The organism is Streptomyces sp. NPDC006430, from assembly GCF_040612395.1.
GTDB lineage: Bacteria > Actinomycetota > Actinomycetes > Streptomycetales > Streptomycetaceae > Streptomyces.
In genome coordinates, this window is sequence record NZ_JBEXQA010000048.1 from 1 (window position 1) to 14,860 (window position 14,860).

At 68.1% G+C, this 14,860-nt stretch carries 7 protein-coding genes and 3 pseudogenes; 4 read left to right on the plus strand and 6 right to left on the minus strand.

From position 1 onward, the window contains the following. Positions 1–114 precede the first annotated feature (114 nt). From ABZZ20_RS34335 to ABZZ20_RS34345, 3 pseudogenes are all read right to left on the minus strand, one after another. Positions 115–379, minus strand: a pseudogene (locus ABZZ20_RS34335) (IS982 family transposase); the annotation flags it as partial. Positions 380–390: 11 nt separating this feature from the next. Continuing rightward, positions 391–771: pseudogene (locus ABZZ20_RS34340) on the minus strand (transposase); the annotation flags it as partial. Positions 772–853: 82 nt separating this feature from the next. Next, positions 854–1,027: pseudogene (locus ABZZ20_RS34345) on the minus strand (transposase); the annotation flags it as partial. A gap of 258 nt (positions 1,028–1,285) precedes the next feature. On the opposite strand from ABZZ20_RS34345, the gene ABZZ20_RS34350 reads away from it, so the two are divergent. After that, a complete protein-coding gene (locus ABZZ20_RS34350) occupies positions 1,286–2,089 on the plus strand; it encodes an aminoglycoside 3'-phosphotransferase (protein ID WP_356876505.1) in 804 nt (267 codons plus the stop codon). Positions 2,090–2,112: 23 nt separating this feature from the next. Here ABZZ20_RS34350 and ABZZ20_RS34355 read toward each other — a convergent pair whose 3' ends face one another. Both ABZZ20_RS34355 and ABZZ20_RS34360 read right to left on the minus strand, forming a co-directional pair. Further along, a complete protein-coding gene (locus ABZZ20_RS34355; RefSeq protein ID WP_356876507.1) occupies positions 2,113–3,372 on the minus strand; it encodes an IS256 family transposase in 1,260 nt (419 codons plus the stop codon). Between the two features lie 802 nt (positions 3,373–4,174). After that, positions 4,175–5,104, minus strand: coding sequence for an endonuclease/exonuclease/phosphatase family protein (locus ABZZ20_RS34360; RefSeq protein ID WP_356876509.1), 930 nt, complete (start codon positions 5,102–5,104; stop codon positions 4,175–4,177). A 312-nt stretch (positions 5,105–5,416) separates the two neighbouring features. Here ABZZ20_RS34360 and ABZZ20_RS34365 point away from each other — a divergent pair. The 3 genes from ABZZ20_RS34365 to ABZZ20_RS34375 all read left to right on the plus strand — a co-directional run bounded on the left by ABZZ20_RS34365 (position 5,417) and on the right by ABZZ20_RS34375 (position 8,338). Beyond that, positions 5,417–6,225, plus strand: a protein-coding gene (locus ABZZ20_RS34365; protein WP_356876511.1) for an IS5 family transposase whose coding sequence is annotated in 2 segments (ribosomal slippage) — positions 5,417–5,764 and positions 5,767–6,225 — 807 coding nt in all. Because the reading frame shifts where the segments join, the coding sequence is not laid out codon by codon here. Between the two features lie 421 nt (positions 6,226–6,646). Beyond that, complete coding sequence (locus tag ABZZ20_RS34370; RefSeq protein ID WP_356876537.1) at positions 6,647–7,873, plus strand: IS110 family transposase; 1,227 nt, start codon at positions 6,647–6,649, stop codon at positions 7,871–7,873. 66 nt (positions 7,874–7,939) lie between these two features. Continuing rightward, positions 7,940–8,338, plus strand: coding sequence for a hypothetical protein (locus ABZZ20_RS34375; protein WP_356876513.1), 399 nt, complete (start codon positions 7,940–7,942; stop codon positions 8,336–8,338). Between the two features lie 86 nt (positions 8,339–8,424). Here ABZZ20_RS34375 and ABZZ20_RS34380 read toward each other — a convergent pair whose 3' ends face one another. After that, positions 8,425–14,856, minus strand: coding sequence for an RHS repeat-associated core domain-containing protein (locus ABZZ20_RS34380; protein WP_356876515.1), 6,432 nt, complete (start codon positions 14,854–14,856; stop codon positions 8,425–8,427). Positions 14,857–14,860: the final 4 nt, after the last annotated feature.

A 14,860-nucleotide genomic window follows, 5' to 3' on the forward strand; every position in this document is an offset into this window, starting at 1 on the left:
TGCAGAGTTGGTCACGAGTCTCGTCCGGGATGCGCATACCACAACAACGAGCCCCGGAACGGGAAGCAACACCTTGATTTCCTGCAAGCCCTTAGACGAGTTATTCCGATGTGATCAGTGGTCGTAGGCGATCAGGGATCGCATGACCGGTTGTCCGGTCTTGTGGTTGTGCCAGATCGCGGCGGCCATGGCGAGGACACGCTGGGCGACGCGGACGGCGACCCCCTCGAAGGTCCGCCCTCCGTGTTGTTCCAGGTCGAGCTGGCCTTTGAGGGTGTCATTGACCGACTCGATCAGCTGCCGCACCGACTTCAGGAGGCTCTCGCCCTTGCGCCTCTTCTCGCGCTTGAACGACGGCCGCAACCACGCGAACGTGCGCTCTGCCACCCAGCGTCTGGGGAGCACCACAAACCTCGTCATGTCGTCGGTGCGCTTGACGATCTCCAGGGTCAGGGCGAGTTTCTGGCGGCACCAGTCGACGAGGGAGCTGGTGTAGCCGCCGTCGGCCCAGACGAGGGTGATGCCGTGGTGCAGACGGCGCAGGCGCGAAAGCAGGCCCGTGGCGGTGTCGCGGTCTCCGATGTTCGCGGCGGTGACCACGACGACCAGGAGCATGCCCAGGGTGTCGGTCACGATGTGCCGCTTGCGGCCAGGCACCTTCTTCCCGCCGTCGTAGCCGCGTGAAGCGGCCGGTACTGTCGCGGCGGCCCGCACCCGACTGGGCGTCGATGATCCCTGCCGTGGGCTCGGCCTCGCGGCCTTCGCGTTCACGGACCTTCCCGCGCAGCCGGTCGTGGAACTCGGTGATCAGCCCGTGCTCGCGCCAGCGGCGGAAGAAGGCGTAGACCCGGCCCCAGGCCGGGAAGTCCGCGGGCATCGCCCGCCAGGAGATGCCGCCCGCGACCAGGTAGCGGATCGCGTCCAGCAGCTGGCGGTGGCAGTAGCTCTCGGGACGTCCGCCCCGCCCGTTCAGCCAGGCCGGCACCGGCAGCAATGGCCGGACCTCCGCCCACTCCGCGTCCGTCATGTCCGACGGATACCGCCGTACCCGATCGGGATGGTCGGCCGCGTTGCCGTACACGTGCGCGAGACAATCACACGATGGTGCAGCCGAGTTGGACTGGACGGGCTCGTACACGTACAATAAGGACACCAGGGCCTCCCGGTACTGCTGAGGAATTGTCAAATCCTGTGGGTCGGCTGTGGCTTCGGTTCGGCAGGGTTGGTGGCGGCAGCGTCCGGAAATGGTTGGCCGACTACCGGCCGGTCTAGCGAGAATGAGCGGATGATCGCCACGTCGCCTCAAGGACCCGTCGAGCTTCCACGTATCGTCACCGAGCTCGCGGCGGGGCGGCCGACACGGACGGTATGGAAGAATGGACTCGGCGGACTGACGTTTCAAGTCGACCTGGGTGATACAGGGCGGTTTGTGAAGTGGACACCGGCCAGCAGCGGTATCGACTTGTCGGCCGAGGTGGCACGCCTGCGCTGGGCAGCGAGGTTCACGGCGGTGCCGTGCGTACTCGATGAGGGTGCTGACGCAACAGGGTCCTGGATCGTCACACGCGGCCTGCCCGGACGTATGGCGGTGGACGATCACTGGAAGCGCGACCCCGCCACCGCCGTTCGCGCGATCGGCTCCGGGCTGCGCGCACTCCATGACGCGCTACCCGTCGCGAGCTGCCCGTTCGACTGGTCCGCCAAACAGCGGCTGGAGAGGGTGCGGTCACGAGCGGCGGTGGGCCGGATCAAGCCGACGGACTGGCATCAAGACCTTCAGCACTTCGGCACCGCTGAGCGCGCGCTCGGCGTGCTCGCCGATATCCCGCCGGTCGACGAGCCCGTCGTCTGCCACGGTGACGCCTGCGCTCCCAACACCCTGGTCGGCGACGACGGCACGTGCACCGGACACGTCGACCTCGGCGCGCTCGGTGTCGCCGACCGCTGGGCCGACCTCGCGATCGCCACATGGAGCACGCAGTGGAACTACGGTCCGGGATGGGAAGAGCCGCTGCTCGAAGCCTACGGAGTCGAGCCGGACCGGGAACGGATCACGTACTACCGGCTGCTGTGGGAACTGTCGGACTGAGCACCGCGTGGCGCTGACGCGGTTCAGGCTGCTTGTGCCTCGGGCCGTTCGGCGAGGTGGCCGCGTTCGAAGTGGGCTCCGGCCCGGACCAGGGCGACGAGGTGGGGTGCGTTCACGGCCCGCCAGCGTTCCTGGGCGGACTCGATGAGTTTGAAGACCATGGCGAGGGCGGCGGCCCGGCTGCCGGCCCCTTTGGTGACCTTGGTCCGTAGCCGGACGGTGGCGAAGGTCGACTCGATCGGGTTCGTGGTCCGCAGGTGGATCCAGTGCTCGGCGGGGAAGTCGAAGAACGCCAGCAGTTCATCCTCGTCGTCCGTGACCCGCTTCACGACCTTGGGGTACTTCGCCCCGTACTGCTTGGCGAACACGGCGACGGCCTTGGCCGCGTGCTCCTTGTCCTCGGCGTTGTAGATCTCCTGGATAGCGCGCTTGGCCGCGGGCTGGGCCGACTTCGGCAGCGCGTCCAGGACGTTGGCGGTCTTGTGCACCCAGCACCGCTGATGACGGGTCTCGGGGAACACCTCGTTCAACGCGTTCCAGAAACCGAGCGCACCGTCGCCGACGGCCAGGACAGGGGCCCGCATGCCACGGCGGGCGCAGTCCCGCAGCAGCCCTGCCCACGCTTCGGAAGATTCGCGGTAGCCGTCGGTCATCGCGATCAGTTCCTTGGTGCCGTCGGCCCGCACGCCGACCACGACCAGGACAGCGGCCTTCGCCTCCTCAAGACGTATGCGCAGGTGAACGCCATCAGCCCAGACGTAGACGTAGACGTAGTCCGTGGCGGACAGGTCGCGGTCCATGAACGCCTTGTGATCGGCCTGCCACTGCGTCGTCAGCCGTATGACCGTCGCGGGTGAGAGGCTGGCGGAGGAGCCCAGGAATTGCTCCAGCGCGGGCACGAAGTCACCGGACGAGAGGCCGTGCAGGTAGAGCAGCGGCAGCACCTCGCTGATCTTCGGGGACTTGCGGCACCAGGGTGGCAGGATCGCCGAGGAGAACCGCTTGCGCTCGCCGGTGGCCTCGTCGACGCGCTTGTCGTTGACCCGCGGGGCCTTCACCTCGATCACCCCGGCCGCGGTCGTCATCTTTCGCGGCTGATGGAAGCCGTTGCGCACGACCAGACGGCGACCGGACTCGTCCCGCTGGTCGGCCAACTCGGCTATGTAGGCGTTGACTTCGGCTTCCAGGGCGGCGGCCAGCATCCGCCTCGCGCCCTCGCGGACGATCTCGTCAATCAGGGAGCCGTGTGGCGTCGTTCCGTCTTCGTTGACTACCGTGAGCACGGGCGTGCCTTCCCGACCGACGCAGCGAACGTCGGCCTACTCGATGACCATCACAGGATCATTCGGGAAGGTACGCCCTTCGCCTGCCAACCCTGAGGCTGATCCACAGGTCTTGAGCATGGCTCCCACCAAAGAACCAGGAGCAGGGTCACCCACCAGCAGGTGTCACTTACCGCGAGGATGGGCACGCTGCGCTACCACCGCATGCGCGACAGAGCTGTTCGATTGACAGACTCGCACCCCACGAGCTGGACGGCGGCGACGAGGCACTGCTGAACCAGTTCCGTGTCTTCGTTGTGGGGGCGGGCCGCGCCGTGAGTGAGCAGTACCGGGCGTCGCGCCTGCAGGTATCTCCCAGCGGTAGCCGGGGGGAGCGTGATCCGACTGAGGCGGCGTACTCCAGTCCGTGCTGGCTGGAAGAAGCCTCCGGCTGTGGGCAGCTGCTGTGGGGAGAGCTGATGGGGGTACGTGCGCGGATATGTGGAGCGGCGGCCGTGGTGGGGCCGCAGTGCTGGCGCTCGTGGTGTCGGCACCGGCGGTGTGTGCCGGGCGATGGGGGACGGGGCCGGGGATCCTGTACATCTCCGACCTGCCCAAGGACGGGCCTGTTGGCGGATCTCGGTGTGAAGTGACTGGGTGTCGATCTCGCCGTGGCGGCGCCGTCGCGGTCGGGTGATTGATCGGGTAGGCAGCACTTTGGCTCGGCCATGCCGTGGCCGAGGCAGCGGGTCGGACGGAGATCTGCGTCTCCGGTACGACCCGCTGCTACGGCAAGACTGCTGGCTCCCGTCGCGGGGGGCCGCTACTGGACGGTGACGGTTCCGGTGAGGATGCGGTGGTCGGAGCAGGCGCCGCCGGGGACGTTGGTGCAGGTGGTGGAGATGGCGAGGGAGTCGGCGCTGTAGGGACCGGCGAGGGCGGACTCCCGGACGAAGATCATGTCGATCTTCGAGTGAGTCCCACAGGGCGGCGTGGCACCGGAGCCGTCCACGGTCCACTCGCCGTAGCCGGGGCAGTTGTCCGCGTCGTTGTCGTCGAGTTCCCGGTACTGGCCGGTGTTGTTCGGGTTGTTGGGTGTGTTGAGGCTGGCCGCGTAGAAGGAGTTCAGCCGCCCGTAGTTCGGCTGGGCGTTGAAGTCGCCGGCGGTCAGAACCATGTCACCGGCGGCGTGGTAGGTCTCCAGCTGCTGGCGTACGGCCTCCAGCTGGGCGACGTTGAAGTCCTGGGAGGTGGTGATGTGCGTGGTGCAGAAGCGGGTGCGTGATCCGTCCGCCAGCGCCGCGCACAGCATGTTGCGCTTCTCGGCGCTGCCGTCGTCGGGCAGGGTGATGCGGTCGGCGCCGCCGAGGGGCCGCTTGCTGAAGATGGCGTTGCCGAAGGCGCCGCCCTGGCAGACCGAGGGGTTCCCGGCCGGCCGGCTGGGGGCGAAGCGCGCGAAGTTCGCCTCGTCCTGGGGCCAGCCGCGTTCGCGCAGCTCCTGGACGAGGGCGGCGTACTGGCCTTCGCAGAGCTCGTTGAAGGAGGCGAAGTCCGCCGCGCGGTAGACGATGGACCCGGCCGCTGCGGTAACTATGCCGGTGTCGGTCCGGCCGTCGTGGATCGTGTGCCCGGCGACGTTCCACTGCCACACGTTGTACGTCTTCGGGCTCACCGTGTCGGCCTGGGCGGCCGTGGCGGGCAGGAGCAGTGCGCACAGCGCGCCGGCCAGCGAAATCTTGTGGCGGAGTTTCATGGTGGGTTCCTTCCTGGGGGCTATCTGAAAGCCCCATGGGCCGCTGAAAGAGGGGCGGCTGGATGATGTTCAGCCTGCCGCAGGGCGTGCAGACCATGAAAGTGCTGGTCGCACGCCTGTTCGGCCAGGCGGTGGTCTGAGTCAGGGGTTGGTGTCTGGTGGCCGGTGTGGGCAGCCCCCAGGTGCCGGAGGTATTGGCTCTCTTTGCACCCGGAGGTTGCTTGCTGCTCGCACTGAAGACGTGTCAGCGGTGCTGGCCGGTCAGATACTTAGACACCGTTTCTTATGGTCTGATCGTTCGTTGAACCGTACATGACGGATCCGGTTGAGCGGCTGGTGCCGGACGAGTTGTGGGTGTTGTTCCGGCGGGTGGTGCCGCCGACGGAGGTCATACGTCCGCAGGGTGGCGGCCGGCGTCGAGCGGGTGACCGCGAAGCATTGGCTGCGATCATCTTCGTGGCGACCTCGGGCTGTACCTGGCGGCAGCTGCCGCCGGTGTTCGGCCCGAGCTGGCAGACGGTCTACCGACGCTTCGCCCAGTGGAGCCGGGCCCGGGTCTGGGCCCGGCTCCACCGCGTCATCCTCGACGAACTCGGTGCCCGTGGGGAACTGGACTGGTCGCGCTGCGTGATCGACTCCGTCAGCATGCGGGCTGCAAAAGGGGGCCTCTGACGGGACCGAATCCGACCGACCGCGGCAAGCCTGGATCGAAAATCCACCTGATCACCGACCGGAACGGACTGCCGCTCTCGCTGGGCATTTCTGGCGCGAACATGCACGACAGCCTCGGGCTTGAACCGCTCGTGCGGGGCATCCCGCCGATCCGGTCCCGGCGAGGGCCTCGTCGACGGCGCCCCGGCAAGCTCCACGCAGACAAGGGCTACGACTACGACCACCTGCGCCGCTGGCTCCGCAAACGCGGCATCCGCCACCGCATCGCCCGCAAGGGCATCGAGTCCTCACAACGGCTCGGCCGACACCGGTGGGTCGTCGAACGGACCGTGTCCTGGCTCGCCGGCTGCCGTCGGCTCCACCGCCGATACGAGCGCAAGGCCGAACACTTCCTCGCTTTTGTCGGCATAGCCGCAGCCCTCATCTGTCACCGCCGCCTCACCAAATGAAACGACCTCTTCTTAGCAGACCGACATGGTGAAAGGAGTACTGCCCGTAGCGGCAGCTGCAGGTGTCGGTACCGACGAACGCGTACTCGAATTGGCGAGCCTGCGGTGCGCTCGACCCGATCTCGATGACCCACCACGTGGAGTGCGTCGCGATCCTGGAGCTGGTGCGCGAGGACGCCTAATGGGAGCTACGGAACCGGGGAATGCTCGGTTCCGTAGCCGCCGGCAGGTGAGCACTTTCGACGCCGGAGCCTTCGAGCTCTGAGGTCAGACCGTGCCCTTGCTGGTCGGCCGGGAGGCCAGACCGCTGATGGGGTGGCGTGCCCGCTCGTCAGGGCGTGAGCACTGGATCCATTAGGCCGCGTGCCGTGCCTTCCGCGGGCTGCACCGCTGGGTGAAGTACGTGACTGGGGAGGGTCTGTTGCTGTTGATCGGTGATGACTGGGCCGAGGATCACCACGATGTCGAGGTCCAGGACGAGAGCGGCCGGAAGCTGGCCGCCGCGAACCTGCCCGAAGGGGTGGCGGGCATCGCGAAACTGCACGAACTCGTAGCCCGCCACGGAGGTGAGGGCCTGGATCCGGGCGAGGTGGTGGTCGGGATCGAGACGGACCGCGGCTCGTGGGTGCAGGCCCTGATCGCCTCCGGCTATCAGGTGTTCGCGATCAACCCCCGGCAGGTCAACCGCTTCAAGGAACGCTATGGCTCCTCCGGAGCCAAGAGCGACAAGGGCGACGCGCACGCGCTCGCCGACATGGTCCGCATCGACCGGGCCCAGCTGCGGCCGGTGGCCGGCGACAGCGAGGCGGCCCAGGCCGTCAAGGTCGTCGCCCGCGCCCACCAGACCCTCATCTGGGAACGGACCCGCGCCTTCCAGCGGCTGGGCACCACGCTGCGCGAGTACTTCCCCGCTGCCCTGAACGCTTACGCGGACCTGGCCCTGACCAGCACCGATGCGCTGGAACTGCTGGTCAAGGCACCCACCCCGGCCACGGCGGCGAAGCTGACCCGCATCCAGATCGCCGCCGTCCTGACCCGCCACCGCCGCCATAACCGGGAGGCGAAAGCGGCCACCATCCAGAGTGCGCTGCGCGAGCGGCAGCTCGGCCTGCCGGAGCCGGTCACTGCCGCCTACGCGGCCGCCGCCACCGCTCACGCCCGTCTGATCATCGCGTTGAACGAGCAGATCGCTGTGATGGAAGAGCAGGTGAGGGCGCATTTTCTGGCGCACCCGGACGCTGAGATCTACCTCTCGATGCCCGGCATCGGTGAGATCGTCGGCGCCCGGGTGCTCGCCGAGTTCGGAGACGACCCCACCCGATACGCCTCTGCGAAGGCCCGCAAGAACTACGCCGGGACCAGCCCCATCACCCGGGCCTCCGGCAAGAGCCACACCGTCCAGGCCCGCTACGTCCGCAACAACCGGCTCGCCGACGCGCTTCAGACCCAGGCGTTCTCCGCCCTGCGGGCCTCACCCGGCGCCCGCAGCTACTACGACAAGCAACGCGCCCGCGAGGCCGGCTACAACCCGGCCCTCCGCCAACTTGGCAACCGACTCGTCGGCATCCTCCACGGCTGCCTCAAAACCCGCACCCGCTACGACGAAGCAACCGCCTGGTCCCACCACGCCCAACCCCATGCCGCTTGACACCGAACGACATGGGGTGTCTGACCTCGTTCGGTGCGCACGGGGGGCTGCGGTGATACTGGGCCCATGAGTAGATATACCGAGGTTATCGTGCTGGCGCGGGGTGCCGAGAAGGTGATGGAGCCGCTGACCCGGCCGGATGAGGACCGGGAGTGGTACCAGAGCTTCATTCCCGTGCACGAGGGTGTGTTCGACGGATCGCGGATGCCGTCCGACGATTGCTGGACCTGGGTCATCCAGTTCGGCCGCCGCAACTGGCACGGGCTGCTCGGGCACCTGGAATCGCTGGCCTGGCCGTACCCGTACTCGGTCCAGGTACTCGTCCGTGACGAGGACGATGACTGCTTCGGGCTGTGGATGATCTATGACGGCAAGCTGGTCGAGGTGCCGCTACCGCGTACGGAGCGGACGCCGTTCGACAGCGTCACGGGGGTCCTCACCCGGCTCGACCGGCCCCGAGGGTAGGAAACGGGAACGGGAACGGGCCCCGCACCACCCTTGTAAGGGGTGGTGCGGGGCCCGTTTGTCATACCGGGGTCAGGAGGGGGTTCTCAGGCGCAGACCGGATAGGCGCGGGTGGGATCGCACATGCCGGGGTTGGAGGGAGGGAAGAAGGGGTCCGGCTGGTCGTTGGTGAAGCCGAGCGGGTCCACGGAGTCCTTGAACATCTCCCAGCCTCCTTGCGCCCAGCCGTATTCACGGACGTAGCCGGGTGCCTGTGCCACGGCCAGGAAGCCACCGATGAGACCGAAGCTTCGGACCTTGGGGCCCTTGGCCCCCTTCGAGTCCTTCGGCGCGGACGGCTTGGCGCTCGTCGGGGGCGGGGCCACGGTCAGCCGCCGGTTGTCGAAGTTCCCGGCCGGATAGATCACCCGGACGTTGGGATTGCCGGCGAAGTGGTTGGACCAGTCCTCCGCCTGGGCCATGTCCTTGGCCACGAAGACGACTTCGTCCGCCTGTTTCGCGAGCTTCGAGGTGACGGTCTTCGTCGCCTCCCCGTCGCTCGTCGCGCGGTCCGAACCCGTGGCGTCGGCGGTCGCGACGTCCACGATCTTGCCGTTCTTGTAGGTCACCTTCACGAAGTCGGCGGTGGTTCCCGGCTTCACGGGATTGCCGTCGGCGTCCTTGACCGGAGCCTTCTTCCCTACGGTGTTGTCCTTCTCCGGGCTCGCCTGGGTGTCGTCCTGGAGCAGGTACTCAACGCCGTTGCCGGTCTTCGGGTCGTAGTACAGCCCGGCCCGCCTCAGATCGTCGTTGATGGTCTTCAGCGCACTGTCGGCGGTCGGGCCGTCCGACTTCGTCGTGATGTGGTGGGGAACGCCTTGCCTGTCGTACACCTTGGTGACGTTCCCCTTGCCGTCCGAATCGGTGGTCAGGGCCTTCTCCGGCGTGATGTGCTTCAGCTTGCCGCCGTCGCAACGGCCCGGGTTCGCCTGGCAGTACGCCCGCTCGTCCGGGTCGAACAGACCGGTCGGGTCGCTCCGTGTGATCGGGTTGTTGTGGCTGTACGCGTACCCGTCCAGCTGGAGCGGGTCGGTGAGGTCCATCAGCGGGTCGACAGAGAGGAACCGGCCCGTGGATGGGTCGTACTCGCGGGCGCCGAGGTGGGTCAGTCCGGTGTCCGCGTCCCGGGTGCCTCCGACGAAGCCCCGCTCACCGGCCCAGGAGGACGGCTGCGGACCGCGGGGTCCGCCGAACAGGGCGGTCTTGCGGCGGGTGACGGCCTGGGTTGGCGCGTCGATCTGGGTGGTGCCCGTGCCGTGGTGGTCGGCCAGCAGGAAGGTGAGCTTCCCGCCGGTTCGCATCGCCACCGTGGTCTCGCCGGCGCTGTAGTAGCGGGTACCGGTGAGCGTGCCGTTCTTGGCGAGCTTCAGCTCGTTGCCGCCCGGCAGGTACAGCGTGGTGCCGGAGGAATCGGTGCGCGTGGCCCGGTTTCCTTCGGTGTCGTACCGGTAGCTGGTGACCAGGGAGCCCTGAGTGGTCCTGGCCAGGTGGCCCTCGGTGTCCCACTCCAGGACCTGCTCGGCCGCGGAACCGACCTTGCGGCTGGTGGTGTTGCCCGTCTCGTTGTAGGCGTAGGCCTCCGAGGCGGTGCCCGCCGGGCCGGTCTGGGAGACCGAGGGCAGGGTGTGCCGGCCGGCGGCGGGGGTCCCGTAGGTGCGGGTGATGTCACCGGCGGGCCCGGAGGGCGTCTTGTGCTGGACCTCGGTCTTCCGGTTGCCCGTGGCGCCGTAGGTGTAGGTGGTCCAGTACGCGTCCGGGCCGCCCACCGTGGTCGCGGACGGGCCGGTCGTGCAGTTGTCCTGTGCGGCGGGTGCGGTGGTCCAGGCTTGGGTGATCTGGCGCAGCGCGTCGAGGGTGAAGCACTGGTTGTCCGTCACCTGCTGGGCGTCCTGCCCGGAGACGGTCTTCACCGAGGTGATGTTGCCCGTCGCGTCGTAGCCGTAGTGGGTGTCGTCGATGCGCTGCGGCGCCAGCTCGCGGTCGGTGACGGAGCGGGTCAGCGCGCCGGTGTGCTCGTCGTACTCGAAGGAGCTCCACAGGTGCTTGGCGAACTCGCCGTACTCGGCCCGTGTCGCCCGGCCGTAGTGGTCGTACGTCATAGCCGAGACGAGCGGGTCGCTGCCCGCGCCCACGCTGTCGAGCAGGCCGCCGGCGGCGGTGTAGGTGTTGCCCACCTTCTCGGCGGGCAGGTCGCCCAGGGCGGGCTGCTGGACCCACATCACCTGGCCGGTGTTGGGGTTGTAGCTGGTGGTCCACTTATAGGTGCCCGCCAGTGCGCCGTTCTCGGGGGAAGCGGGGATGGTGACCTGGTTGGTGACCGGCTTGTAGGCGCCGTTGTAGGCCGTGATGGCCTCTTCGTATGCCTTGCCGTCGATCCAGCGGGTGGCCTTTGCGAGCTTGCCCTTGCCGCCGGAGGCGGTGTCGTAGGACCAGGTCGTGAGGGTGGTGGTGCCTTCCTTCAGTGCGGTCTTGCGACCGAGGTCGTCGAAATCGGTGTGCAGGGTGATGCCCCGGCCGTTCTTGATGTCGGTCGCCCGGTCACCCTGGTCGTAGGTGAAGTCCGAGATGCCCTTGTCGGGGTCCTCCACCCGGATCTGCCGGCCGCGGACGTCGTAGCCGAACTTCCACACCGCGCCCGAGGGATCGGCGACCTGGTCGAGCATGCCGCGCTTGTTGTACGTGTACGTCGTCGACTGTGACGTGGTCCGGGCCGGGTTCGTGTACTGCCTGAACTCGGTCTTGCGGCCCAGGGCGTCGGTCACCGTCGTCGTCGCGGTGTCGCCCTGCTGCGGAACGACCGTGGTGGTGTCGCCGGTGTACTGCGTGGTGGTGCGCTTGGTCTCGTCGCCGTACTTGCGGGCGATGACGTCGGTGACGCGGCCCGCCCCGTCGAAGAGGGTGTCGGTGGACGCTGGGTAGTTCAGCTCCTGGCCGGTGACCAGGACGGCCTCCGGCTTGCCGGTGGCGAAGAACATGCCCGAGGAGCGCCAGGCCTGGCCGCGGGTGTCGTACGAGGTCTCGTTGACCAGCCGTCCCGCGCCGTCGGGGGACGGAGCCTGGGTTTGCCGGGAGCGCAGCAGGCCGTCGTAGAAGGCATAGGCCGTCTGGTAGACCGAGTTGTGGTCCAGGGCGTTCGTCGTGACGACGTTCGGGCCGTCGTTGCGGATGAGGTAGGAGAACGTGTAGCTCGGTGAATCGGGGTTGGCCGAGGCCGGCCGGGTCGGGGTCCAGATCTTGGTGATCCGGCCGAAGGGGTCGTACGTGCTGGTGGTGACCCGGTTGTTGGCGTCGGTGACGCTCAGCGGCTGGCTGCGCAGCGGGTCGGAGACCGTGGTGATCTTGTGCCCGAGCGGGTTGGTGACCACCGTGGTGTTGGGCACCTCGCCCGTGACCGGGGTGTATGTGGTGACGGTCCGCTTGCCGTAGACGTCGGTCGTGCTGAGCGGCCGGCCGTAGACGTCGTAGTCGGCGACGGGGGTGGTGCTGGTGACGTCGTAGCCCGTGCCGGCGCCGTTGATCTGCTCCAGCCTGGTGACATCGCCCTTGGTGGGAGCGGTGCCCAGGGTCGTCGAGCCGTCGAAGTAGCTGCGGTTGTCCGAGATGACGTCGGACGGGTGGCTGATCGCGGTACTACAGGCTCCGGCGACCACCTCGGTGCGGTAGACCCGGTTCAGCATCCAGAGGTCGGTGTTGCGGGCGAAGGAGGCGGTGGAGCAGGACTCGTCACCGGTCTTGTCCACGTCACCCAGAGTGGAGGTCTGAGTGACCATCCCGTAGCTGTCGAACGTGCGGATCGTCGCCGTCCTGCGCTGTCCGCCGGTGACGGTGGTGAGCGTCTCGTCCTTCTCGACGCCAGTCATGTACGCCTGGAGGTCGGGCAGGCCGGGGCGGGCCCGGGTGGCCGTCGCCGCAGAACGCCACGGCGTGGCGGCCGTCGCGGACACCAGCTTGTCCGTGTCGTCACCGTTGAACAGGGCACTGGCGCGGGGTATGCCGGCGAACTGGTCCCGGTCGGTGACCGCGACGCCCGCGTAGTCCTTGACCTGGGCTCCGTCGATGCCCCGGAAGTACCGGGTCTCCGACAGGGTCTGGGGGTCTGAGGCGGCGCCGGTACGGGTCTGCACCCGGCCGTAGCCGCGCGGAACGGAGAACGTGCGGTCCTCCGGCTTGGTGAACTCGTCCGTGCTCTTGATCCAGGCCGCGCCGTCCAAGTAGCTGTACGAGGTGACCTTGTCCGGGGTCGAGGCGAGGTTGTCGCCCTCGACGACCTGGGTGACGACATAGGTGTTGAACCAGTCCTGCTGGGCGGTCTGGCCCTCGAATGCCCACTTCACCGGGAAACACCGGGTGGTGTTGGTGCCGTCGGCGGGCGGGAGGGTGGTGGCGGTGCACTCCGGCTGCGAGTAGTACGCGCCGATGGTGCCGCCAGTCTCGGTGGTGATTTGCGACATCCGCAGCCGGATGAACGGCGCGAGGCCGTCACCAGTCTTGTCGACCCGGTTCGCCTTCTGCTCGCCAGTGAAGGTGACCGGCGGAAGGCTCAGGGCACTGCCCACCTTGCCGGTGTGCTGGACGGATTTGAGCCACATGGGAGTGGATATGCCGTCGCCCGAGGCGGGGAAGTCCTGGGCCAGACTCCAGCTGTCGACGTCCTTGTAGGCGCCCCCGGTCAGCACCTTCGTGGTGATCGTGCCGAGTCGCTTGCGGGACCAGAAGGTCGGGGAGAACTGGTCCTTGCACTCGTCCCCGTCCTTGCAGTACTGGTCGAATGGGGTGTCGGGCCAGTTCTTGGCATTGGTGTCGTCGAAGGTGCCGCAGCCGGTGAGGCAGCGCTCGGCGACATCGAACTTCACCTGCCCCATGGCCTTGCCGGTGTACACGGCGTCCGAGCGCAGGCCGTAGTCGACGTGGTCCAGCCAGCCGCCGCGGACGTAGGGCGTACTGGTGCCCTTGCCGGTGGAGGCGTTGAAGGCCCGCGCGTAGTTGTTCTTCTCGGTGTTCCAGTAGTACGCCATCGCGCTGCCGTGCGGGTCGACCACGTAGTCGAGCTGCCAGCGCCAGGCCTGCTGGCACCAGCCGCTGGCGAAGCTCGCGTTGTAGCAGGGCTCGCCAGCCTGGTTGCCGAAGACCGGGACGGTCCATGCGGAGTTGGTGACCGGGTCGTCTGCGGCCGTCCCGTTGTCCTTCCAGCCGGGAAGGCGGTTCAGGCCGAAGAAGTACTGGTTGCCGTCGGTCGTGGTGACCTTCCAGTGCTCACCGTTGTCGTCGCCGTTGGTGGCGCCGGTCAGCTTCTCGATCTTCTCGCCCGAGTCCGCCTCCGGGTGCCAGCCCTGCGCCGCGTCGTAGACCAGCTCGGTCGACTTGCCGCCGAGGTGCAGCACGGCATTGTCGTTGTACCAGCACTCGTCGAACTCCTTGGTGGTGTTCGTACCGCCGGTCTTGTCGTCCTCGCAGGACTTGTACTTGCGCTCGATGAACCCCGGGTCGTAGGACCAGCCGTCACCGATCCAGCTCGGCTGGTTGTTGGAGGCGGCCGTGCGGCCGTCCACCGCCTGCGAGTTGTAGCCCAGGCTGATGCCCGGCGCCAGGCCACCGGGCACCCCCGGCACAGGTATCGGGTACTCCCAGCTCAGCGCCCCGGTCGAACCGCCCGCGCTCCAGGATCCCGAGGCCTCCAGCGGGGTCGCCTTGAAGTCGCCGCCCGATCCTCCGGAGGACGCCGTGGCCGCCAGTACCGTCGCACCCGAGGCCGCCGCCATGCTGCGTGCGGCGGGCGCCAGGAACGACGGCGCCGCCTGGAGCTCGGCCGAGACGCTGCGGGTCTCGGTGTCGTTCTTCGTGACGAGTGGCCGGCGGGTCCGGCACTCCGCCTTCTCTGGGGTGATCAGCGCGCACGCCGGCAGCTCCACCAGATGCAGGCGGGACGCCCAGTCGCCGCCGTACGCACCCTGGAACGCCGAATAGTCGAGCGCGACGCGAACCCCGCTCACGGGTGCGGCGACGCCGTCACTGCGGCTCACCGACAGCAGGACGCCGTCGACGCCCGCCCTGCGCGTTTTCGCCCGGTCGGCGACGGAGACCTGCACCTTCGGCGGTACGGATGCCGAAGACGCGGATGCGGATGCTGATGCGAACGCGGACTTGGGTGCTGGCCCCGTCGACGCGATCGTCACGGGCAGCGAACCGGCCCGCCGCGGCTGCGCGGCGGCCGTCGTGGCAGCCAGGTCGACCTCGGCGCCGCCGGCCGTCGGCCAGGTGACCTTCGGCGCGCCCTTCCACGGGTGCGCGGCGGCATCGTCCTTGCGCTTCGCGCCTCCCGGGGCGACCGGCTTCACCGGTACGGCCTTCGGCTGCTTGAGGCCGGGCAGGGACAGTCCGCCCTTGCCGTGATCGGCGAATGAGGACGCGGGCAGAATCCCCACGATGACGGCGGCGGTCAGCCCGACGGCCAACCCCCTCCCTATGGAGCGTCTCACCATGAAC